Annotated in this window: 21 protein-coding genes and 1 pseudogene; 5 read left to right on the top strand and 17 right to left on the bottom strand. The window is 69.4% G+C overall.

Annotated features, from left to right (window positions below):
- Nucleotides 1-606 (bottom strand): pentapeptide repeat-containing protein, encoded by a 606-nt coding sequence (locus ACFVJ3_RS10740; RefSeq protein WP_378452025.1) that lies wholly within the window; start codon nt 604-606, stop codon nt 1-3.
- Between the two features lie 43 nt (nt 607-649).
- Between ACFVJ3_RS10740 and ACFVJ3_RS10735 the strand changes: the two genes are divergently transcribed.
- Nucleotides 650-1,117: a tRNA (cytidine(34)-2'-O)-methyltransferase gene (locus tag ACFVJ3_RS10735; protein WP_378452024.1), complete on the top strand. Its 468-nt coding sequence runs from the start codon at nt 650-652 to the stop codon at nt 1,115-1,117.
- Here ACFVJ3_RS10735 and ACFVJ3_RS10730 read toward each other — a convergent pair.
- Nucleotides 1,098-2,042, bottom strand: coding sequence for a LysR family transcriptional regulator (locus tag ACFVJ3_RS10730; RefSeq protein WP_378452023.1), 945 nt, complete (start codon nt 2,040-2,042; stop codon nt 1,098-1,100). The genes ACFVJ3_RS10735 and ACFVJ3_RS10730 overlap by 20 nt on opposite strands.
- Before the next feature lie 89 nt (nt 2,043-2,131).
- Between ACFVJ3_RS10730 and ACFVJ3_RS10725 the strand changes: the two genes are divergently transcribed.
- The gene (locus ACFVJ3_RS10725; RefSeq protein ID WP_378452022.1) at nt 2,132-3,181 is read left to right on the top strand and encodes a TDT family transporter; all 1,050 of its coding nucleotides are present in this window, start codon (nt 2,132-2,134) and stop codon (nt 3,179-3,181) included.
- 21 nt (nt 3,182-3,202) lie between these two features.
- Here the strand turns inward: ACFVJ3_RS10725 and ACFVJ3_RS10720 are convergent, their stop codons facing one another.
- From ACFVJ3_RS10720 to ACFVJ3_RS10700, 5 genes are all read right to left on the bottom strand, one after another.
- Nucleotides 3,203-3,511, bottom strand: coding sequence for a rhodanese-like domain-containing protein (locus ACFVJ3_RS10720; protein WP_378452021.1), 309 nt, complete (start codon nt 3,509-3,511; stop codon nt 3,203-3,205).
- Nucleotides 3,508-4,401 (bottom strand): DUF4349 domain-containing protein, encoded by an 894-nt coding sequence (locus ACFVJ3_RS10715; RefSeq protein WP_378452020.1) that lies wholly within the window; start codon nt 4,399-4,401, stop codon nt 3,508-3,510. Before ACFVJ3_RS10715 ends, ACFVJ3_RS10720 begins: the two co-directional genes overlap by 4 nt.
- Before the next feature lie 23 nt (nt 4,402-4,424).
- Nucleotides 4,425-7,679, bottom strand: coding sequence for an error-prone DNA polymerase (locus tag ACFVJ3_RS10710; RefSeq protein ID WP_378452019.1), 3,255 nt, complete (start codon nt 7,677-7,679; stop codon nt 4,425-4,427).
- 143 nt (nt 7,680-7,822) lie between these two features.
- Nucleotides 7,823-8,566, bottom strand: coding sequence for a (2Fe-2S)-binding protein (locus tag ACFVJ3_RS10705; protein ID WP_378452018.1), 744 nt, complete (start codon nt 8,564-8,566; stop codon nt 7,823-7,825).
- Nucleotides 8,559-8,750: a hypothetical protein gene (locus tag ACFVJ3_RS10700; protein ID WP_378452017.1), complete on the bottom strand. Its 192-nt coding sequence runs from the start codon at nt 8,748-8,750 to the stop codon at nt 8,559-8,561. The genes ACFVJ3_RS10705 and ACFVJ3_RS10700 overlap by 8 nt, the downstream gene beginning before the upstream one ends.
- A gap of 265 nt (nt 8,751-9,015) precedes the next feature.
- On the opposite strand from ACFVJ3_RS10700, the gene ACFVJ3_RS10695 reads away from it, so the two are divergent.
- Nucleotides 9,016-11,136, top strand: coding sequence for an MMPL family transporter (locus ACFVJ3_RS10695; RefSeq protein ID WP_378452016.1), 2,121 nt, complete (start codon nt 9,016-9,018; stop codon nt 11,134-11,136).
- Between the two features lie 32 nt (nt 11,137-11,168).
- On the top strand, nt 11,169-13,163 hold the full coding sequence (locus ACFVJ3_RS10690) for an SDR family oxidoreductase (RefSeq protein WP_378452015.1): 1,995 nt from the start codon (nt 11,169-11,171) through the stop codon (nt 13,161-13,163).
- 5 nt (nt 13,164-13,168) lie between these two features.
- Here the strand turns inward: ACFVJ3_RS10690 and ACFVJ3_RS10685 are convergent, their stop codons facing one another.
- The 9 genes and pseudogenes from ACFVJ3_RS10685 to ACFVJ3_RS10645 form a co-directional block, all read right to left on the bottom strand.
- Complete coding sequence (locus tag ACFVJ3_RS10685) at nt 13,169-14,047, bottom strand: sucrase ferredoxin (RefSeq protein WP_378452014.1); 879 nt, start codon at nt 14,045-14,047, stop codon at nt 13,169-13,171.
- A gap of 29 nt (nt 14,048-14,076) precedes the next feature.
- Nucleotides 14,077-14,655, bottom strand: coding sequence for a YdeI family protein (locus tag ACFVJ3_RS10680; protein WP_378452013.1), 579 nt, complete (start codon nt 14,653-14,655; stop codon nt 14,077-14,079).
- Nucleotides 14,656-14,665: 10 nt separating this feature from the next.
- Nucleotides 14,666-15,178: a hypothetical protein gene (locus tag ACFVJ3_RS10675; protein ID WP_378452012.1), complete on the bottom strand. Its 513-nt coding sequence runs from the start codon at nt 15,176-15,178 to the stop codon at nt 14,666-14,668.
- Between the two features lie 36 nt (nt 15,179-15,214).
- A complete protein-coding gene (locus tag ACFVJ3_RS10670) occupies nt 15,215-16,189 on the bottom strand; it encodes a R2-like ligand-binding oxidase (RefSeq protein ID WP_378452011.1) in 975 nt (324 codons plus the stop codon).
- A 151-nt stretch (nt 16,190-16,340) separates the two neighbouring features.
- Complete coding sequence (locus ACFVJ3_RS10665; protein WP_378452010.1) at nt 16,341-17,126, bottom strand: alpha/beta fold hydrolase; 786 nt, start codon at nt 17,124-17,126, stop codon at nt 16,341-16,343.
- Nucleotides 17,127-17,154: 28 nt separating this feature from the next.
- Nucleotides 17,155-17,537 (bottom strand): annotated as a pseudogene (locus ACFVJ3_RS10660) (VOC family protein).
- A 215-nt stretch (nt 17,538-17,752) separates the two neighbouring features.
- Nucleotides 17,753-18,283: a dihydrofolate reductase family protein gene (locus ACFVJ3_RS10655; RefSeq protein WP_378452009.1), complete on the bottom strand. Its 531-nt coding sequence runs from the start codon at nt 18,281-18,283 to the stop codon at nt 17,753-17,755.
- Nucleotides 18,276-19,829 carry a DNA polymerase Y family protein gene (locus tag ACFVJ3_RS10650; protein ID WP_378452008.1) on the bottom strand — a complete coding sequence of 518 codons (1,554 nt, stop codon included), beginning with the start codon at nt 19,827-19,829 and terminating at the stop codon, nt 18,276-18,278. Before ACFVJ3_RS10650 ends, ACFVJ3_RS10655 begins: the two co-directional genes overlap by 8 nt.
- On the bottom strand, nt 19,826-20,665 hold the full coding sequence (locus ACFVJ3_RS10645) for a hypothetical protein (RefSeq protein ID WP_378452079.1): 840 nt from the start codon (nt 20,663-20,665) through the stop codon (nt 19,826-19,828). The genes ACFVJ3_RS10650 and ACFVJ3_RS10645 overlap by 4 nt, the downstream gene beginning before the upstream one ends.
- 211 nt (nt 20,666-20,876) lie before the next feature.
- Between ACFVJ3_RS10645 and ACFVJ3_RS10640 the strand changes: the two genes are divergently transcribed.
- Complete coding sequence (locus ACFVJ3_RS10640; protein WP_037244821.1) at nt 20,877-22,088, top strand: serine/threonine-protein kinase; 1,212 nt, start codon at nt 20,877-20,879, stop codon at nt 22,086-22,088.
- A 12-nt stretch (nt 22,089-22,100) separates the two neighbouring features.
- Here ACFVJ3_RS10640 and ACFVJ3_RS10635 read toward each other — a convergent pair whose 3' ends face one another.
- Nucleotides 22,101-22,760, bottom strand: a complete 660-nt coding sequence (locus tag ACFVJ3_RS10635; protein WP_015889975.1) for a response regulator transcription factor — start codon at nt 22,758-22,760, stop codon at nt 22,101-22,103.

Below are 22,760 nucleotides of genomic sequence, written 5' to 3'. Positions count from 1 at the left end.
TCAGGTCGGTTCCACCACGAGCCCGTTGGCCGTCGCGTACGCGATGGCCTGGGTGAGTTCGATCTGTGTCTTGTCCAGCGAGACCGCGGTCCACAGGTTCGCGTCGACGTGGGCCCCGCGCAGGTCCGCGCCGTCGAATTTCGCGCCGCCGGTGCGGGCGCCGAACAGGTCCGCCGAGCGGAGCACAGCCCGGCGGAGGTCCGTGCGGACGAGGTTGGCTTCGCGGAACCGGCAGTCGGTGAAATCGAGTCCGCGCAGGTCCGCGCCGCCGAGCGACGCGAGCGTGAAATCACATTCCTCGAAGACCATCGGGCGCAGCCGGCAGTTGTCGAACTCCGACCCGAGGAAGCTGCAGTTACGGAACTCGCTGTGCCACAGCGTCGTTCTGGTGAACGAGCACGAGCGGAACGCCGTCCCCACGTGATGCGACTCGGCGAGGTCGGCGCCCGTGAAATCGCATTCGGTGAAGATCACCGACTCGGTGCGGAGCTCACTCAGATCGGCGTCGCGGAAGTTGCATTTCGTGTAGTGCCGCCGCTGCCAGTTCTGCGCGGGGAGTCGTGCGTCACCGTAGTCCTCACCCACCACCTCTTCTACCGGATCCATGCGTCCATCATGCCGCCTCGCGGTGTGCCCCTAAGCTGTGCGGGTGTTCCGAGTGATGTTCCACGAACCCCGAATCCCACCCAACACCGGCAACGCCATCCGCATGGTGGCAGGCACCGGGTGCGAACTGCACCTCGTGGGTCCACTCGGATTCGACCTGTCCGAGCCGAAACTCAAACGGGCCGGGCTCGACTACCACGACCTGGCGTCGGTGACCGTGCACGAGAACCTGGAGGCGGCCTGGGCGGCGGTGGAGCCTGCACGGGTGTATGCCTTCACCGCGCATGCCACCGTGTCGTACGCCGACATCTCCTACCAGCCCGGCGACGTTCTGCTGTTCGGTCCCGAACCCACCGGACTGTCGGAGGAGGTGCTGGCCGATCCCCACGTGACCGAGCGGCTCCGCATCCCCATGCTGCCCGGCCGGCGGTCGCTGAACCTGTCGAACGCCGCCGCCCTCGTCACCTACGAGGCGTGGCGGCAGCACGGATTCAGCGGGGCTGCGCTGTAGCTGCGACGGCTGCGGCCCCGACACCCGCAGCCGCACCGGCACCGAGGGCGATGTCGAGGAAGTCGCGCGCGGCACCCTGAACGCCGCGCACCGGGTCCCAGACGGCGGAGAGCCGCCGCGGAAGCGTCAACCCCTCCACCTGGACGGAGGCGAGCCGGCCGTCCGTCAGGTCGGCGGCCACCGCCAGCGAGGACAGCACCGCCGGAGCGTTACCCGCCACGACGGCCGCTTTCACCGCCGTGCACGACGTCAGCTCCAGCAACGGCGGGACGCATTGCGGCACCGCGTTCTCCAAGGTGGTGCGTGTTCCGGAACCGGACTCGCGCTGGATCATCGGCGTCGCGGCGAGTTCGGACACGGGAATCGGTGACCGTCGGACCCATTCGTGTTCCGGCGGCACCACGACCACCAGGTGGTCGCGGCCGATCTCCCGCACCTGCAGTCCCGCCGGAATGTCCGGACCCTCGACGAACCCGAGATCCGCCTCACCGGACAGCACCCGGGCGGTCACCTCGGACGAGTTGAGGAGCCGCACGTTGGTGACCACGTTCGGGTACTTGCGCCGCATCGCGACGGTCCACCCGGGAACCAGGTACTCGGCGATCGTCATGCTGGCCGCCACCGTCAGCCCGGCCTGCCGTTCGCCGCGCAGCGCCGCGACTCCCGACGCCAGTTCCTCGGCCGTGGCGAGGATGTGGCTCGCCCATTCGAGGATGAGCGCGCCCTCCGACGTGGGCCGCACCCCGCTGGCACCACGGCTGAACACCTTGATGCCGAACTGGCGCTCGGCCGAACGCACCCGGGCGCTGACGGCCTGCTGGCTGAGCCCGTGTTCGCGCCCCGCCGCCCCCATGCTTCCGAGCCGCTCGACGGACAGCAGGACGTCGAGGGCACTGAGTTCGGGTACTCGGGGAGACAGCGGCACAACCCAAGGCTAGTCCCACAAACGCGATTTGTGGGTATTCAAAGACAAGCCTTCTACCGGCCACGACGATGCGTCGGCAAGCTCTAGGTATGACCCCGAATTGGTTCGCAGCAGTGATGGGCACCGGCATCGTCGCAGTCGTCGCCGCGGCATTTCCGGCCGGCGGTCCGGTGGCCCGGACCGCCGCCGAGATCTTCTGGCTGATCGCCGCGACGCTGCTCGTGGTGCTGACGACCGCACTGGTGCGTCACTGGATCCGTCGCCGCGACGACGCACTCGCGGACGCGCGCAGCCACACGATGTTCCCGTTCTACGGCGCCGTGTCGATGGCGGTGCTGACGGTCGGCGCCGGCACCGGATCCGCGGGTCGCGAACTTCTCGGCGGTGTCGCCGTCGCCGCGTCGGCCACCCTGTGGACGATCGGGACCGTCTTCGGGCTCGCCACCTACGTGGTGATGGCGCGCCGGCTGACCCGGCCCCACCAGGTGACCCCGGTGCCGTCCTGGCTCATGCCCGTCGTGCCGCCCATGGTGTCGGCCGCCACCGGTGCCGCACTGGTCAAGCACCTCCCGGAAGGCGCGCCGCAAATCGCGATGCTGGCGGTCTGCTACACACTGTTCGCGCTGGCGCTGAGCGCCGCGCTGACCGTCGCCGTCGTCGTCGGACGCCACCTGCTGAGCAACGGGCTGCCCCACACCCCGCTCGTGCCCACGCTCTGGATTCCGCTCGGCGTGATCGGACAGTCGGTGGCGGCGATCAATCTGCTCGGCGGGGCATCCGGCCACACCTGGCTCCACGCGGTGGGCGTGGTCTACGGGACCACTGTCGGCGCACTCGGCGTCCTCACCCTCGTGACGCTGGTCACGGTGACCGCCAGGGCCTTTCGCCGCGGGTTGACGTTCACCCCCAGCTGGTGGAGTTTCACGTTCCCCGTCGGCACCTGCGCGCTCGGCGCGAACTCGCTTGGCGTCGCGCTGGACTCGGTCGTGATCGTCGGCGCAGGCCTGACGCTGTGGTGCGCGCTGGTCCTGATCTGGGGCACCGTTGCGGTCCGCACACTGCGGCACGCCGCCGGGCAACTGGGTCGGCGCGTGGTCCGGGACGATCCCGCGGCCCACGCCCTCAGCGCGGCGCGCTGACCGCGAACCGTGATTCGGGTGTCAGGCGCCCGACTCGACGGGGCGTCCAGACTGCATCCACGCGGACGTCCCGCCCGCGACCGACACGGCGTTGATCCCCCGCGCGTTCAGGTACTCCGCCGCCTGCAGGCTCCGGCCGCCCACCCCGCAGATCACGTAGACGACCTCCGCCTCCGGGATCTCGTCCACGCGCGCGACGAACTCACTGAGCGGAATCAGCGTCACACCCGGCACCCGCGCCTGGGCGTACTCGTCGGCCTCGCGCACGTCGATGACGGGGGCACCCGACGCCAATGCACTGTCCAGGGCATTCAGGTCGACTTCGATCATTGCGTCTTCGCCTCTTCTCGTTCCGGCGCCGGGCCCGACGGTGGGCCGGGCGGCCTGTTGTACGTCCGGCGCAGACGGTACGCGCCGTACACGACCAGTGCGATGACGGCCACGAAACCGAACCACGGAATCAGCGCGCCCACGACCACGGCGCCGCCCTTGATCGCGGACAGCAGGGCGTTCCAGCCCGCGACGACGCCTTCCCAGAAGTTGTCCGGACCGGGACTGGGCTGCTCGGCATCCGTGGAGGTGACGTCGATCATGAGTGTGGCCAGTGCCACCTGGTCGCTCAGCGTCCGCTTCTGGGCGGTGAGGCTGTCCAGTTCGCCCTGACGCTCCGACAACGCCCTCTCGGCCTCGATCAGGTCCGCGGTGTTCGCTGCCGACGTGATGAGCCCCTGTAGCCGGGTGACGGACGCCGTCAATGCGCCGATCCGGGCGTCGAGATCCTGCGACTGCATCGTCACGTCGCTCTTCGTGACGCTGACGCTGGTGACCTTGCCCAGTTCCCGCAGATCGTCCAACGTCCGGGTGAGCGAGTCGGCGGGTACCCGGATGGTCAGGGAACTGCTCGCGTCCTGGTCGTCGGAGCCCGGCTGTTCGGTGAGCTGGTCGACGCGTCCGCCCAGATCGTCGACCCTGTCCACGATCTGCCTGCCGACGGCCACCGGGTCGTCCGCGGTGAGCGCGACCTGACCGGTCACGATCTCCTGGCGGTCGGTGGGGGCCTGGTCTTTCGCGGGCGCCTGCACTGCCCCACCGATTTCCATCTGGCTCGAGTTCCCGGGCGACGGGGCGGGAGTCTGCTGGGAGGAGTCGCTGCCGGTCCCACCACACCCCGCGAGCGCCAGCGAAGCCACGACGATCGCCGACAAGACGTATCTCCTCATGTCCGAATGCTAGCGGTGCGGGCTCATCTGAAGTCCCTGGATTTGGCGGACACCCGCAAATCCATCAGCTGCAGCCGATCCGCCACCACCGTCACCGCCCCCTCCGCGTTCTGCACCTTGCCGCGGACCAGCAGTGCGGGCGCCGTGTTGGCGAGCTTGCGGTATTTCACCCACAACCCCACCGAACACACCACGTTGACCATCCCGGTCTCGTCCTCCAGGTTGATGAACGTGACCCCCGCGGCCGTCGCCGGGCGCTGCCGGTGGGTCACCGCCCCACCCACCAGAACCCGATCGCCGTCGGGGACATCGAGCAGGTGCGCCGCCGGGATCACCCCGAGCGCGTCGAGTTGCGGGCGCAGGAACTGGGTGGGGTACGTGTCCGGTGACACCCCGGTGGCCCACACGTCGGCCGCGGCCAGTTCCAGATCGCTCATTCCCGGCAGGGTCGGCGCGCGGGTGGACGCCCCGATCCCCGGCAGCCGGTCGCGGCGCTCCCCCGCCGCGGCGCCTGCCGCCCACAACGCCTCCCGGCGGGACAACCCGAAACTGTCGAGAGCACCTGCGGTAGCCAGTGATTCGGCTTGCGCCGTGCTCAGTTCCACCCGGCCGGTGAGGTCGAGGAACGACGTGTACGGCCCTCCGTCGCCGCGCGATTCGACGATTCGCTCGGCCAGCGAGGTGCCGATGTGCCGCACCTCCCCGAGCCCGAGACGTACCTCCGTCCCGCCTGCCTCGACGGTGGCGTGCGCAAGACTTGCATTGATGTCCGCGCCGTGCACCTGCACCCCGTGCCTGCGGGCGTCGGCCACCAGCGACTGCGGCGAGTAGAACCCCATCGGCTGCGCCCGCAGCAGACCGGCGCAGAACGCCGCCGGGTGATGCAGCTTGAACCACGACGAATAGAACACCAGGGCGGCGAAGCTCTGCGAATGACTTTCGGGGAAACCGAAATTCGCGAACGCGTACAGCTTCTCGTAGATCCGGTCGGCCACGTCGTCCCCGATCCCGTGCATCTCCCGCATGCCCTGGTAGAGCCGCCCCCTCAGCCGTTCCATCTTCTCGGGCGACCGCTTGGACCCCATAGCCCGGCGGAGCTGGTCGGCCTCGGCCGGACTGAAACCCGCCACGTCAACCGCCATCTGCATCAACTGCTCCTGGAACAGCGGCACACCCAGCGTCCGCTTCAGCGCCTTCTCCAGGGACGGGTGGTCGTAGGTCACCGGTTCGAGCTTGTTGCGGCGGCGGATGTACGGGTGCACCGATCCGCCCTGGATCGGACCGGGGCGGATGAGCGCCACCTCCACCACCAGGTCGTAGAAGTTCCGTGGTTTCAGCCTCGGCAGGGTGGCCATCTGGGCCCGTGACTCCACCTGGAACACCCCCACCGAGTCCGCCCGCTGCAACATCTCGTAGACGGCCTCCTCGGAGAGGTCCAGCTGCGCCAGATCCACCTCGATCCCCTTGTGCTCGGCCACGAGGTCCATCATGTAGTGCAGCGCGGAGAGCATGCCGAGGCCCAGCATGTCGAACTTCACCAGACCCACCGCCGCGCAATCGTCCTTGTCCCACTGCAGAACACTGCGGTTCTCCATGCGCGCCCACTCCACCGGGCACACGTCGGCGATCGGCCGGTCGCAGATCACCATGCCGCCCGAGTGGATGCCGAGGTGCCGCGGAAACCCCTCGATCTGAGCGGCCAGTTCGAGGACGGCCGGCGGAATGTCGGTGCCGACCTCCTTCCCGATGCCACCCCAGCGGCTGACCTGTTTGCTCCACGCGTCCTGCTGCCCCTGCGAGAAACCCAGCGCCCGGGCCATGTCCCGCACCGAGGACTTTCCGCGGTACGTGATGACATTCGCCACCTGCGCCGCGTACTGGCGTCCGTACTTGGCGTACACGTGCTGGATGGCCTCCTCCCGCCGATCGGATTCGATGTCGACGTCGATGTCCGGGGGGCCGTCGCGTTCGGGCGAGAGGAAACGTTCGAACAACAGCTTGTTGCGGACGGGATCCACGTTGGTGATGCCGATGGCGTAGCAGACGGCGGAGTTGGCCGCCGAACCCCTTCCCTGGCAGAGGATGTCGTTGTTCTTGCAGAACGACACGATGTCGTGGACCACCAGGAAGTAGCCCGGGAAGTTCAGCCCGGTGATGATGTCCAGTTCGTGCTCGATCTGCCGGTAGGCCTCCGGGCGGTCCGCCGGCGCACCGTAGCGGCGGCGGGCCCCGTCCATCGTGAGCTGACGCAGCCAGCTCGCCTCGGTGTGCCCACCCGGAACGTCGAACGGTGGCAGTTGCGGCGCGATGAGCCGCAGGTCGAACGCACACTCCAGCCCGAGGTCCGCGGCACCGCGGACGGCTTCCGGGTACGCGGCGAAGAGGTGCGCCATCTCCTCACCGGACCGCAGGTGCGCTCCCCCGGCAGGCGCCAGGTGCCCGGCCGCGTCGTCGAGGCTCTGCCGGGCCCGGACGGCGGCCATCGCCATGGCCAGTCTCCGGCGCGGCGGTCCCGCGAAGTGCGCCGCCGTGGACGCGATCACCCGAAGTCCGTGCTGCTGTGCGAGTTCGGCGAGGTCGGCGTTGCGCTCACCGTCCTCCGCGATGCCGTGATGGGTGAGTTCCACCGTGACCCGGTCGGCGCCGAACCGGTCGATCAGCTCCCGCAGCCGGGCGGCCGCAGCATCCGGGCCACCGTCGGCCAGCGCCTGCCGCACATGCCCTTTCCGGCACCCGGTCAGGATCTGCCAGTGCCCCCCGGCCGCGTCGGTGAGACGGTCGAGGTCGTAGCGCAGTGTGCCCTTCTCCCCGCCCGCGAGATGCGCCGCCGCGATCTCCCGGGAGAGCCGCCGGTACCCCTCCTGACCTCGCGCCAGCACCAGCAGGTGCGCGTCGTCCAACGTCAGTTCGGACCCGAACACGGTGCGCATGTTCAGTTCCTTCGCCGCCTCCGCGAACCGGACCACACCGTAGAACCCGTCGTGGTCGGTCAGTGCGATGGCCTCGAGACCGAGCCGGACGGCCTCCTCCACCAACTCTTCCGGTGGGGAGGCGCCGTCGAGGAAACTGAACGCCGAGTGCGCGTGGAGTTCGGCGTACGGAACGGTGGAGCCGGTGCGCTCCTGCGGGCCCGCGCGGTACTCCCCCCGTTTGCGCGACCACGCGGGGCTGTCGCCGCCGTCGCCCGGATACAGCGACTCCGGGCTGACCCGCCCCGGCCTGCCCGACAGGACGCGCTCCATCTCGGACCACGTCGGCGGACCGTTTCCCCAACCCATCTGGCACACCTCTTCATGTCGCGCACGTGCCGTGCCGAAACCATGGAAGATGCCGCCGGGGAAGATGCATCATTCGAACGGGAGTTCGAACGCTTTCAGTCTGCCATCACACGCGCGGACCGGTCAACGCGGGTCACCCGGACTTACGTCACGAGCGCGGCCAGACCTCTCAAACGGTCCTCGGCCGGCCTCCTCGGGCAGCTCACACACTTGCCCGACCCCGGGGTCTCGTAGATCAGGCAGCACGACGCCCGCTGCGTGAACCGGCGCGACAGTGTCCCGGCCCGGACGTCGACGAACCGCGGGTCCGGCATCACCACACCGACGCGGCGGAGTGCGTCCACCAGCCCCCGGGCGAAGATGCTGCCGCGTGCGCGATCACCGCACGCCGTTCCCGCGTCGAGCGCCCGGTTGGCGATCGAATCCGTCGTGATCGCCCACATCGCGGCCTGCCGCACCCCGGACGCCGCGGCGAGAGCGTCGATGATCGGCGTCAGCGCCGCGGCCATCTCGGACGCCAACTCGGACAGCCCCTCGGTGACCGGCAGCGCCGACGACGCGGTCAGGCCGCCGAGATACCCGTCGTCCCGCAGGAATGCCACGGCGTCGCCGAGCCTCGGCCGGGCGGCGGCACCCGTGACGAGCGCGGTCGCGATCGGAATCCCGGTCAGTGTCGAGCTGGCCGAGTACCACCACAGGGTGCCGTTGACCCGGGGGTCGTCGCTGCCCCACCGCCTCGCCGTGTCCGCGACCCGGTCCGCGAGCCAGCCGGGATCGGTCAGGCGCACGGCCGGGAACGCGGCGACGCCGCGGTGCCCGATCTGGTCGGCGATCATCGGGACGCGGCGGGCGGTCAGTTCGTACGCACGCCGCAGTTGCTCATCCATCGGCCAACCCCAGGATCTCCATCGACAGCCGCGGCGTCGACCGCACGGCGGCGCGGATGCCGAACACCCCGCCGAGCACGGCGTCGTCGAGCACGTCGGCAGGCGGACCGATGCTGATCATCCGTCCATCGTGCATCACGGCCAGCGTGTCGCAGTACTCGACGGCCAGCCGGAGGTCGTGCATGGTCACGACGATCGCCAGACCGTCGCGCCCGAGGAAACGAATTCGCGCACAGTCAGTCCCGCGGACAGCCGTGGTTCCTGGGTGCTCGCCCCGTTGCGGGTCAGCGCCGGATTCGGCCCGGCTTCCCCCGTGTGTGTGGCTGCAAGTGCGATGCCGAGTATGCACGATTTGCCGGGAGCCGCGTCACACCCCCGCCGGTGTCACCCCGATCCGCACTACAGTCGGCAGTCGCAGTTGCCCGCCCCAGACAAGCCGGAGATGACGCATGACTCGTTGGGCCTCTACCGTTGTTTCACGCAAATGGTGGGTCCTGAGCCTCGCCGTCGTCGCCGTTCTGGTGAGCGGCGTGTGGGGCACCGGTGTCTTCGCGAAACTCAGCTCGGGCGGGTTCACCGATCCCGGTAGCGAATCCGCCGAGGTGGCCCGGATCGTCCAGGACAACCTGGGTCCGCAGACGCCGGACATCATCGCCATCTACACCGCACCCGACGGGAAGACCCTGGACGACATCGGCCCCGAGGTCACCGCGAGTCTCGACCGGTTCGCCGCCGAGGTGCCGACGTATTCGGTGACGTCGTACTGGACCGCGGACGCGACGAGGAAGCAGCTGATGGTGTCGCAGGACGGCACCAAGGCGTCGGCCGCGATCACCGTCGACCCCGACGCCGGGATCACGGCCGCCACGTTCAACGACCTGCTACCCAAGCTCGAGGTGGAGGGCATCGACACCGAGTTCGCGGGCAATTCGGTGGTGGGTGTCGCGTTCAACAACCGGCTGCAACAGGACCTGGTGCTGGCCGAGGCGATCGCGCTTCCGATCACGCTCGTGTTGCTGGTCTTCATCTTCGGCGGACTGGTGGCCGCGGCCGTTCCGGTGTTCGTCGGGCTGCTCTCGATCTTCAGCGCCCTGGCCACTCTGCGCCTGCTGACCCTGTTCACCGATGTCAGTTCGTTCGCGATCAACGTGGCGTCCCTACTCGGCCTGGGGCTCGCGATCGACTACGGCCTGTTCATCGTCGGACGTTTCCGCGAGGAACTCGAGTCCGGCGCCGACGTCGCCGAGGCGACCCGGCGCACTGTGCTGACCGCGGGCCGCACCGTGTTGTTCTCCGGTCTGCTTCTCGTGTGCGCGTTCTCGGGCATGCTCGTGTTTCCGCAGGACGTGATCAAGTCGCTCGGGTTCGGCGCGATGGCCGCGGTCGCGAGCGCGGCGCTGCTGTCGCTCACCGCGGTCCCGGCGCTGCTCGCGATCCTGGGACACCGCATCAATGCACTGACGTGGCGCAAGGATGCGGCGCAGCGTGGTGAGGTTCGCGCCCGTAAGTTCTGGGGCTCCGTCGTCACGTGGGTGATGCGGCGGCCGGTCGCCATCGCGGTCGGCATCGTCGCGGGGTTGATGGTCCTCGCCTCGCCCCTGCTCAGCGCGTCCCTCGGCGAGGTCACGTACACGGCGCTGCCGGAGAACGACCCCGCCCGCATCGCCACCGACACTCTCACCACCGAATTTCCCACCACCGGAAACGGCGCAACCCTCATCGTCAGGGGCACCGACGGCGCGGCCCCGACGGCCGCCGACGGCGTCGCGGTCGCCCAGGCCGCCGGCCAGGTGGAGGGCATCGGGGCGGCCACCGTCGTGGCGTCCGGCAACGGACTGGTTGCGGTCCAGGCCGTCTACTCCGAGGGTGTCACCACCGACGACCAGAGCGCCGCGGTGGACGGTCTCCGTGCCATCGCGCCGCCCGAGGGAACCGAACTCCTCGTCGGCGGCGGTCAGGCGACCGTCGACGACGGGAACGCGGCGATCGTGCACTGGATGCCGGTCATGATCGCGATCATGGTGGGCTCGACGCTCGTGTTGCTGTTCCTGGCGTTCGGCTCGGTGGTGCTGCCGATCAAGGCGGTCGCGATGGCGGGCCTGAGCCTCGCCGCCACGTTCGGTGTGCTCACGTGGATCTTCGAGCTGGGCAACGGCGCGAGTCTGCTCGGGGTCAGTCCGGCACCGCTCGAGGCGACGTTCGTGGTCCTCATCCTCGCCGTGGTCTTCGGCCTGTCGACCGACTACGAGGTGTTCCTGATGTCACGCATGGTCGAGGCGCACGCGGCGGGCGCGACCACGGAGGAGGCGGTGCGCTTCGGCACCGAGCGCACCGGCCGCATCGTGACGGCCGCGGCGCTGCTGCTCGTGGTGGTGACCGGAGCGTTCACCATCTCCGGTCTGTCGATCATGAGGTTCCTCGGTGTGGGCATGATCGTCGCGCTCCTCGTCGACGCGACGGTGGTCCGCATGCTCCTCGTTCCGTCCCTCGTGAAGCTGATGGGCGAGGCCAACTGGTGGGCCCCGGCCTGGATGAAGAAGGTGCACGCCAAGGTGGGTCTGGGCCACTAGTGCATTATCTTACTTTGGAGTAAGTTCGGGTCATGGCCACCTACCTCGTCACCGGCGGAACCGGATTCCTGGGCCGGCACGTGCTGCCCCTGATCCTCGACCGCGACGAATCAGCCGAGATCCACGTCCTCGTCCGGCGCGCGTCCGTCGCACGATGGGAGGCGCTCGTCGACGGCATGCCGGGCGGCGAACGGGTGCATCCACTGATCGGCGACCTGACCGAGCCCGGCCTCGGACTCACCTCGGCGCAGGTGGCCGACCACGTCCTGCACCTCGGCGCGATCTACGACCTCACGGCGGGCGACGAACAGGCCACCACGAACGTCGACGGCACCCGCTCGGTGATCGCGCTGGCCCGGGAACTGGATGCGACTCTGCACCACGTCTCGTCCATCGCCGTCGCGGGGGATCACGAGGGTCCGTTCAGGGAAACCGATTTCGATCTCGGTCAGGGATTCCCCACCCCGTACCACCGCACCAAGTTCGAGGCGGAGAAGCTGGTCCGGGAAGCCGAGGGCCTGCGGTGGCGCATCTACCGCCCCTCAGCGGTGGTCGGCAGTTCGGTCACCGGCGAGATGGACAAGATCGACGGCCCGTACTACCTCTTCCCCGCGATCGCGGGGCTCGCGAAACTCCCCGCGGCCCTGCCCGTGGCCGTCCCCCGGATCGGATCGACCAACGTCGTACCCGTCGACTACGTGGCCGCGGCCATCGTGGAGCTGATGTCGGCGCCGGGAAGGGACGGCCAGACGTTCCATCTCGTCAATCCGCGTCCACAGCCGGTCCGCGAGATCTATGCCGCGCTCGCCAAGGCCGCCGGCGCACCGCATCCCGCGGCCGGACTACCCGGCGGACTCGTCCGCCCCTTCCTCACTCCCACCCCCGACTCGGCCCTCGGCACGGGCCGCAAGGTGGTGCTCGGCGCCCTCGGCATCCCGCCGGTGCTCGTCGAGAACATGACCCTGCCCACGGTGTTCGTGAACGACGACACCCGGGAGGCGCTGCGCGGCACAGGCATCGACGTCCCGCGGTTCGCGTCGTACGCCGACCGGCTGTGGTCGTATTGGCGCGAGAACCTCGACCCGGATCGGGCGCGCCGGCCCCATCCCGCCGGACCGCTCGTGGGCAGGCATGTGGTGATCACCGGGGCGTCGTCCGGGATCGGCCGGAGTTCCGCGATCGCGACGGCCCGCAAGGGCGCAAAGGTCATCCTCCTCGCCCGGCGCACCGAGGAACTCGACGCCGTGGTGGCCGAGATCCGCGCGACGGGTGGCGACGCCTACGGCTACCCCTGCGACATCACCGACGACGAGTCGGTCGAGCACACCGTCAAAGCTGTTCTCGCCGAACACCATCACGTCGACATGCTCGTCAACAACGCCGGCCGGTCGATCCGGCGAGGCCTCTACCACTCCACGGACCGGCTCCACGATTTCGAGCGGACCATGGCCGTCAACTACTTCGGCGCGGTCCGGCTCGTCCTCGCCTTCCTCCCGCAGATGCGTGAGCGGCGGTTCGGGCACATCGTCAACATCAGCAGCGCCGGGGTCCAGGGCGCGACGCCGCGGTTCGCCGCCTACATTGCCAGCAAGTCGGCCCTCGACGGCTTCACCGACGTCGCGGCGTCCGAAACCCTCTCGGACGGAATCACGTTCACCACCATCCACATGCCGCTGGTCGAGACGCCGATGATCGCGCCCACCGGCCGGTACAACGTCGGACCGATCACCTCCCCGGAGAAGGCGGCCGCGATGGTCGTCCGGGCGCTCATCGAACGTCCCAAACGCATCGACGTCCCGACCGGCACACTCGGGGAACTCGGCCACCTCTTCGCACCCGCCGTCAAGGATCGCGTGATGCACCAGATGTATCGCATGTTCCCCGATTCCCCGGCGGCGAAGGGGCAGAGCACGGACGACGCAGCACCGGCGAATCAGCACACGCCGGAACCCCGGCACCACACGTCGTCGGTGCTCGGCCGCGCCGCCCGGAAGGTCGGAAGGCTGGTGCCCGGCACCCATTGGTGACCGCCTCAGGGGGCGAGGGCGCGGACTCCGGTGGCGACGACGGGTCGCACCGGCTTCGGTGCCGCCCCGCAACTCGCCGGCCGGGGCGGCAGTTCCCGCTCCTCCAGCTCGACGACCCAGCGGCGCCCGTCGCGATGCGCGACAACCGAGTTCGCGTCCACCGCGAGCTCGTCCGCGGTCGCGTCCACGAGATCGCGGACGGCGAGTTCCGCCACCTGCCCCGGCGCGTCCCAGCAACTGCGGCCGCGCAGCCCGGTCGGGTATACCTCGCCCCGGGCGGCGGCGCGGACCGCGTCGACACTCTCCTGCGTCGACAGCCGGCCATAGGTGTAGCCCGTCGGCAGCAGGATCAGCGACGGCGCGAAACGATGCCCACCCGTGTGCGAGCACTCCCACACCGCGTCGCCGAACTCCGCGGCAAGGCCGGCCGCGACCGGCCGTCCGAGGACGGCGCAGCACTGGTCCCGCTTCCCGTGCGCGCACACCAGGACGACCGGGTCCGTCACCGGTGTGCCCAGACCGGGCGCGGTTCCCGCGATCAGCCCGAGGTCCAGGTCGAGCAGGTCTTCCGGGAAGGCGATCTCGAGCCGCTCGCACCACGACCGCGCGGGATGCGACTGCGCCAGCAGCACCGTTCGCCGATCCGGATCCGCGGTGCTGCGGCCCGGTCGGCGGATGAACATGACCCGTACGCCTGCGGCGTCGGCGCGGGCGTCGAGCTCACGGGCCAGGTCCGGTCCGAGCGCGGTGCCGTCGAGTACGTCCCGGCCCCACGCACCGGGGAACTCCAGGCACACCCAGCCCGTGACGTGCGCAGCGGTGCCCGCGAGGGGTTCGTCGGTCGCGGACAGCGCGGAGCAGGTGGCGGTGATCGTGTCAGGCACGGTGCCATTGTGTCAGTCGCGAAAATCGGTCAGTCATGGAACTTCCTGCGCTCCGACAACTGCTGGACGAACTTCTCGATGCGGCGGGCACGCGTCTCCGGGCGGGTGGCGTCCTGCAGGCGGTAGTAGACGGCGTACCGGTTGTGGCTGTCGAGTGTCGCGTAGAAGGCCTCGGCCTCGGGGTCCTGCGCGAGGGCGTCCAGGAAGTCCTGCGGTATCTCCGCCGCCTTCTGTCCCGCGTACGCGCGGTCCCAGCGGCCGTCTGCCCTGGCCCGCTCCACCTCCGCCGCGCCCGCCGTCTCGAGGAGACCGGCCTCGGCGAGTTTCTCCGCGAACTCCCGGTTCCGCTTCGACCACGGACTTCGCGACGAGCGCGGGGTGAACCGCTGCACGAAGAAGTCGTCGTCGACGCGACGGACCTGGCTGTCGATCCAGCCGTAGCACAGCGCGACCTCGAGGGCCTGGTCGTATTTGATCGACGAATGCGCCGACCCCTTCTTGGCCATCTTCAGCCAGATGCCAGGTGAGGAGTCGTGATGAGCGCCGAGCCATTCCCGGAACTCGGCCTGACCGGGGAAGTACTCGACGCTGAGCTCGGCAGCACACATGTGCCCGAATCTAGCGGGAGAACAGCTTTCCCGCCCAGACCCGGACGAATCCCTGGGAGAGATATCCGAGCGCCCCGAGCGCCAGCACCCATTTGGTGACGCTGACCGCACTGGTGGTCCGCACGGTCACGTCGGTGATGTGCTCGCGATGAGACAGCAGATACAGCCCGACGACGTTCTCGGCGTAATCGCCTGCCGCGGAGATCACCGGGGCCGCCGCCAGCACCCTCTGCGTTCTGGTCGAGAGTGGTGTCAGCTCCGCCAGTCGTCGCGCGCCCGTGCGCAACGCGACCGCGTAGATCACGGGATGGACGAAGTCCGGGTAGTAGTGGCTGCGGTAGCGCGCCGTGTCGGCGGCCGTCATACCGTCGAGGATCGCCGTGTAGGACCGGGCGGAGCGGGCCGTCTGGATGTCGGCGAGCCGGGGTGCCACCGGGCCGAGCAGCCGGACGATGTTCGCCTGCGAGATCACGAATGCTGCAGACCAGCCGATGAGTCTGCGGTCGAGTGCGGTGAGCGCCATGAGCCGATCCTGCCATCTGCCACCGCGACGCGTGCCTCAGCCCGCAGCCTCGGACATCGCCTTGGCATCCTCCTCGCCGAACTTCTCCTCGAGGGCCTCGGGTGAGTAATCCAGATCGATCTCCTCGACCGGGCGTCCCCGCGCAGACTCGATCGCACCCAGGCGGCGCTGCGCCCGGTCTGCGGCGTACGCGATGAACTCCTGGTCGTCGAGCCCGTACGGCTGGACCTCGAATTGCTTGTTGACCCAGTCGATCATGCCCAGTGCCATCGGCATCAGCTCCGCCATCCGCTCCTGGACGACGCCCCAGTTGCCGTCGTCGGCGGCGACGTGCCGGCGACAGGTGAACGTTCCCCACGCCATGTGGCGTCGTTCGTCGTCGCCGATCCTGCGGACGAGTTCCTGCATGCCCGGCAGGATCCCGCGCGTCGTGCACACCTTCTGCCAGGCGTAGTACCCGGTGAGCGCGAGACTGCCCTCGATAACGTGGTTGTAGGTGACGCTCGCCCGCACCTGATTGGCCGGGCTGGGATCGGTCTCGAGCACTTTCAACGATCCCGGCAACTCCTCGTAGAACAACTGCCGGTAGTACGGGTTCTCGGCGACGAAGGGGTGCAGGTCGCGTGTCAGGCCCACCGCGTCCATCCACAACCGGAACACCTGGGTGTGCTTGGCCTCCTCGAAACAGAACTGCGTCAGGTACATCTCGTCCCCGAAGCGCCCCTCGGCGGCCATCGCCTTCATGAACGGCTGGATGTCCTCGGTGACCGCTTCCTCACCGGCGATGAACTGTGCGACCAGATACGTGGAGTTGCGCTGCTGCTCCGAGTTCAGCCCCTCCCAGTCCTCCGCGTCCCGGCCGAAGTCGAGGTCCGTGGGGTTCCAGAACTTGGCGTTGCCCTTCGTGAACAGCCGCAACGGGAACGCATCCCAGTTGAGGCCCCCGGCGCGGAGCGAGCTGAACCCTTGCCTGCCGGGCGCGTAGGGGCGTCCGGGCGTGAGTGTCGACATCGTTGGCCTTCTTCCGGACGTGCGGACGACGTCGTCGGACGCCCCGCAGCTTCGGGGCGCTCGTCTGACAACCGGCTCGTTCCGAGCCCCCGCTTCGGTTCCCACGCTAGTCCTGTCGCAACCGTCGCGGTTTACATTTTCGGACTTTTTGTCAGCTCGCCTCGGGCTTCATCAGGAACGGCAGGACCGCCGCCGCGAAGTCGTCGTAACGATCGCGGTGAATGCTGTGCCCGCTGCGGAACACCACCACCCGGCAGTTCGGTATCCCCGCCACGGCGGACTCGAGTCTGCGCGGATCCACCATTCCACCCGGACCGCCCCGCAGGATCAGCGTGTCGGCCTCGATATCCGGCAATCTGTCCCACCACAACGGATCCGGGCGGCGGAACTGCTCGAGCGCCGAGCCCGTCATCGACCGATCGAAGGCGAACGCGGCCCGCGGATGCCGGATCAGGCTCGTCGTCGCGTGCCACAGTTCCGGCAGCGACGGCAGCCGATTCGCGAAGACCTGTTCCGGATCACCGGGACGCAACGGGACCGGGGCCTCCTCGATCACCAGGCGGCGAACCAGCCCGGGCCGGGCCTGGGCCGCGAGCGACGCGGCATGACCACCGAGCGAATGCCCGACGAGATCCACCCGCGTCAGCCCGAGGTTGTCGCACACCTCCACCACGTCGGCGCCGAACTCCTCGAACAGATACGACGCGGCGCGGGCACTGCGACCGTGTCCCCGCAGATCCAGGACGAGGACGCGTCGCCCGCGGGCGGCGAGTGCGCGGGCGAATCGGTCCCAGGTGCCGCCGTCACCGCCCATCCCGTGCACCAGAACCACCGGCACGGGATGGACGTCCGACGGCCCCGGCACCGAGGACTCGTCACTGTCTCGGTAGGCGATCTCGATACCGGCGCGCGTCGGGGTAGTCCTGCTCGTCTCCACGAGAATCCAGACTAGCGACGGCCGCGGACTACCCGCCCGACCCGTACGGGCGGGTGATGATCTCCAGATAGTGACCCGACGGGTCGAGGAAGTAGACGCCCCGCCCGCCGTCGTTGGTGTTGATGGTGCCCGGCAACGTCTGCCGCGGATCCGCCCAGTGATCGAGACCCCACTCGACGATCAGACCGTAGATCCGGTCGAAGTCGTCCTCTCCGACGAGGAACGCATAGTGCTGCGGCTGGAATTCGATCGGCGGTTCCGCGAAGTCGAGAGACACCCCGTTGTCGAGGGCGACCGCCAGGAAATGGCCGGCAGGCACGGCGTCCGGCAGTCCGACAATGCGGTGAAGAACGTCGCCGACTCCTGCTTGTTCTTGGCAGCGACGATGGTGTGGTTGAAAGAAATGGTCACAGTCGACCCTTTCGGGGTATGCCACGAGCCGACGTGCGACTGTGGCCGGCCTCCATGCCTGACGCTGTCCGCCACCGGCACGCGACCCTCTGCACAGCAAAGCATTTCGAACGGTCGGTTCGCAAGGGAGGCCGGCTGGGCGGGTTACGCCGCCCGCCCCACCCGATAACGCAACGTGACGACCCCGGAGTCGTACCCCTTCGACTCCAGCAACGTCAGCGCATGCATCCCGGTGTCCTCGTCGAGGAGCCTGCGCCCGTGCCCCAGAAGGATCGGCACCACGTGCAACTGGATTCGTCGACCCGTTCGGCGGCGAGCAGCGCCCGCGCCAGGGTGATGCTCCCCCAGACGATCATGTCGCCACCGGGCTCCTGCCGGAGTTGCTGCACCCGCTCGACGGCGTCGCCCGGCCACAGCCGCGCCGGCTCCCTATCGCCCCACGGCGCACTGTCCAGCGTCGAGGAGAACACGAGTTTCGGGATCGAGTTGACGGTCTCGGCCACGACCTCACCCTGCGCCTGTTCGGTGGGCCAGTAGTCCGAGAACATCTGATACGTCTTCCGCCCCAGCAGGGCGAGGTCCGTGTCGGCGAGCAGATGCAGGTTGTACCGGTCCACCTCACCGTAATCCGGCACCGCATCGAAGAAGTCCAGCTCGCCGGACCGCCCGGCGACGAACCCGTCGAGGCTCGTCAATTCCTGGACGACGACCCTGCGGTGCGGCGCGTCCCGCTCTGTGTCACTCATAGATTCCCTCCACCGACCAGCGGCCTGCCGTGCAGATCACCAGCAGCGCCCGCGACTCTTCCAGCAGCACCTGGGCCCGGGCCGCCGTCCGGGCGGCCGGAGGGTCCCACCACCGCTCGTCCACCGGCCACGGTCCGGCCCATCCGCACACCGCCCACTCTCGGCTCCCCCACCGCAACCGCGCGGGAGGCGCGCTGAACACACCACGTTCCGTGACCGTCACAGCCATACCCCGCTCGTCCGACATCCACACCTCCGGATATGCGGTCAGCACCGCGGCAGGCGCCGGTTCCGGCAACGTGCCCGGCCACGGCTCCGACGGATCGTTGCGCGGAATCAACTCGTCGCCCAACGGCAGCAACGTGATGCGCTCCGCCGGGCCCCGCCCACCGCTGAGGACCCCCACCTGCACGGCTTCCCCGCCGAGCAGGCCCTGCACCCGCACCAGAGCCCGCCGGGCCCGCTCATCCTGGTCACCGACCCCACCCCACAGCCCCAGCTGCAGGGCGCCGGCCGCCACCACTTCCACCGGTTCGAGCCGCAGGACGGCGATACCGGCGGTGGGCCGCTTCTCGCTGCGCCCGGTCAGCCACCCGTCCAGCTGCCACCGCACCCGGTCCGCCGTCGCCTCCGGGGTCAACGGTTCCGCACACCTCCAGATCCGGGACAGTTGCTCACCGTTGCCGGTGCTCGCCGAGATCGACAGCCGGGTGCAGGCCACCGCGGCGTCCGACAGTGTGCGATGAAGTTTCTCCGCCAGCGCACGACCCGCGAAGGCGGCGGCGTCGACACGTTCGATGACGGGATCGCAGCGTTCCTCGACCTCCAGGTCGGGAGGTAGCGACCGCCCCGACGGGGGACGCTCCGGCTCACTCCGCGCGGCCCGATGCGCCAGCACCGCATCGGTTCCGAACCGCGAGGCCACATCGCCCGCCGACAGCGCGGCGAAACTGCCGATCGTGCGCAACCCGAGCCGGTGCAGCAGATCGACCAGCTCACCGCGGTGAGGTGCCGCGAGGCTCGGCTCGGCGGCCAGTTCTCGCATCGGGAGCGGTTCCAGGAAGGCGGCCCCCTCGCCGGGTGGCACGAGAGTTGCTCTGCGCGCGGCGATCACAGCCGTGGACAGCTGATCGGCGATACCGACCTGACACTCCACCCCCACCGCCGACACCTGGTCCACCAACCGCTCCGCGGCGGCTTCCTCCGAACCGAAGTACCGGGCGACGCCGCGAGCGGACAGCACCACCAGACCGGGCCGCAGCACCTCGACACCGGGCGCCACCGCGTCGACGGCCGAGGCGACCGGCTCGAACAGCCGCGCGTCGCGGTCGGGATCGGCTGTCACCACGTGCAACCGGGGGCACCGGGCCTGGGACTCGCGGCGGCGCAGGCCTCTGCGCACCCCGTCCGCGCGGGCCGGCGCCGAGCAGGCGATCACCCGATTGCCCGACGTCACCGCCACCGGATGAGTCGGCGGGAGGTCCGCGGCGGCTGCCGCCGCGACCGCAGGCCAGTCGGGGCACCACAACGCCAGCACCCGGCTCACAGACCCACCACCTCCACCGGCGCCGGGAAGGGGGCTGCCTCGAGGGACACCACCGGTTCCGGAGTACTCACCCATTCCACCCGGCCCTGCGCCGACCGCACGTCCAACCGGGTGGTGCGCGGCTGGAACGACCGCCCCCGGGCGCACACCGCCAGGCTGAGGGAACGCAACCGCCCGCATCCCCGGTCCTGAGATCCGTTGCCCAGTCCGGCGTAACCGCGCACCCGGGCTTCCAGCCGCATCTCCGCGCCGTCCCAGTGCCCGTCCGTGACGACCAGGGTCGACCCCTTGCTCCGGGCCCGGGCCACCACCGCACGCGCCCGGGACGGCGCCACCGACGCCCCTCCCAGTCCGAGCACCACCAGATCCATTCCGTCCAGCAGCACCGCCGCGATCTCCACCGGATCGGCACCCGGGTCGGGGATCAGGGCCAGCCGTTCCAGCTGCGCCCCCATCTCGACCGCTGCCAGCACCCCGAGCCGGGGATGCCCGATCACCGCGACGTGTCCGCCGCCCGCGGTCACGGACGCGACCAACCCCAGCAGGAGCGAGGTGGCACCCGACACCGACACCACCGAACCGCGCACCAGCCCACCCCGGGGAAGGAGTTCGGCCAGCGCAGCCGGAACCGGGAGTACCCCGGCGGCGTGGGAATCGGGTGCTGCGGAAGTGCCCGCCGCGGGGAACGCACTCTCCACCGGGGCGCGGCTCGCCACCGATTCACCGCGCGCGGGGACAGCGGCCATCCGTCGTCGGAGGTAGTCCAGACGCTCCTGCCGGGACAGCCCGGACAACTCGGGAGACCCCGGCACCGGAAACCCCGGCTCGCCGGCCACTTCAGCCAACTCGACACCCCTGACACTCGGCACCAACAGCGGTCGGCAACCACGGGGAAGACGCGGCTCGAACAGACGCTTTGTTCGAACGTATTTTCGAACTCATTTCAAGTAAAGCCGGTCGGTGGAGGCCCGTCAAGTGGACCCCGAATGGCCAGGTCAGGACCGTCGCGCATCCCGTGTCCGCGCAATCCTCTAACCTGAACGCGTGATGGAGCAGGAGCAGAGCGAAAGGGGCATCGGACCCGAATACCTGGTGGCCGGAAGATACCGCCTGCGATCCAAACTGGGCGGCGGTGGAATGGGCGCGGTCTGGCTCGCACGGGACACCCTGCTGCACCGCGACGTCGCCATCAAACAGGTCACCACGACGGCCGGACTCGACCCCGACGAGGCTCGCCGTGTCCGCGAACGCACAATGCGGGAAGGTCGCAACGCCGCCAAACTCGCCCACAGCCATTCCATCGCGATGTACGACGTCGCACTCGAGGCGGGCGAGCCGTGGCTGGTCATGGAGTACCTGCCGTCCCGCAGCCTCGCCCAGGCGATGAACATCGCCGACACCCTGCCCCCGCTCGAGGTCGCCCAGATCGGCGCGCAGGTGGCCGACGCACTCACCGCCGCGCACGCCGCCGGGATCGTGCACCGGGACATCAAGCCGGGCAACATCCTCGTCGCCGACCGCGGCCGGGAACTCGGCACCGTCAAGATCAGCGACTTCGGTATCGCCCGCGCCAAGGGCGACTCCGCCGACACCACGAACGGAGTCATCACCGGCACCCCCGCGTACTTCTCCCCCGAGGTCGCCCGCGGTCAGGACCCCACCGAGGCAAGCGACGTCTTCTCCCTCGGTTCCACGCTGTACACCGTCGTCGAGGGCCAGCCGCCGTTCGGGATCGACTCCGATTCCATCGCACTCCTGCACCGGGTCGCGAAGGCCGAGATCTACCGTCCCAGTAAGGCCGGACCGCTCACCGACACGCTGCTGCACCTGCTCGAACCCGACCCGGCACGTCGTCCGACGATGGCCGAGGCTCGTGACGCCCTGGCCCGGGTGGCCATGGCCGGGGACGGGAACGTCGCGCACCTCGTCGGCTCGCCCGTCTATTCCGCAGACGGCACCATCCCGGCGTGGGCACAACGCTCGACGCCGTTGCCCGACTCACGCCGGCGCAGCAAGCTGGTGAGTTCCACCCAGGCCGGTCTGCCCGCGGTGCATCAGAGCACCCCGTTGAAGAACGTGCCGCGTCCGCTCGGCCGGTTGCAGTGGCCGCCGCGCCCGACGAAACCCGCTCCCGGTTCGCCGGCGCCCACCGTCCGCGACCAGGTGGTGGCGTGGGCGCCGATCGCCATGGGTGTCATGGTCGCGATCCTGATCCTGGCCGTGCTCGTGGCCGTGATCGTCCTCCTCGCGCAGCCCTGACACCCCGGGAGGTCAGTCGATCCGCCGGCGGTGCGCCCACCTCGTGAGCGCATTCCGGTTGGACTGCTGCGTCTTCCGCAGCACGTTCGACGCATGCGTTTCGACCGTCTTCACCGAGATCACCAGTTCCTCGGCGATCTCCCGGTACGTGTAACCCCGCGCGAGCAGCCGCAGCACTTCCAGCTCCCGCGGCGTCAGCGAATCCAGCTCCGGATCCAGCTGCGGCTCAGGAGCATTGGACCGTCCGGTGAAGGAGTCCAGCACGAAACCCGCGAGCCTCGGGCTGAAGACGGCGTCACCGCCGGCGACCCGGCGCACACCGTCGGCCAGTTCCGCACCCGAGATCGTCTTGGTGACGTAGCCGCGTGCCCCCGCGCGGATCACGGCGATCACATCCTCGGCAGCGTCGGACACACTCAGCGCCAGGCACACCGGACCCGACTCGATGCCCCGCAACACGGCGACACCGCCGCCATCGGGCATGTGGACGTCGAGCAGCACGACGTGCGGTGAGGTGGCGTTGATCCCGGACACCGCCTCCGCGACACCGCCCGCCTCGCCCACCACCTCCATGTCCGCTTCCCTGCCGAGCTCGGCGCGGACACCGGAACGGAACACGGCATGATCATCGACGAGAAAGACACGGTACGGGGGTGTTTCAGGCAAAGTCAC

The sequence above is a fragment of the Rhodococcus sp. NPDC127593 genome, from assembly GCF_042671975.1.
GTDB lineage: Bacteria > Actinomycetota > Actinomycetes > Mycobacteriales > Mycobacteriaceae > Rhodococcus_F.
Note: the sequence above shows the minus strand (reverse complement) of the source record. Positions and strands in the feature narration are given on the sequence as shown.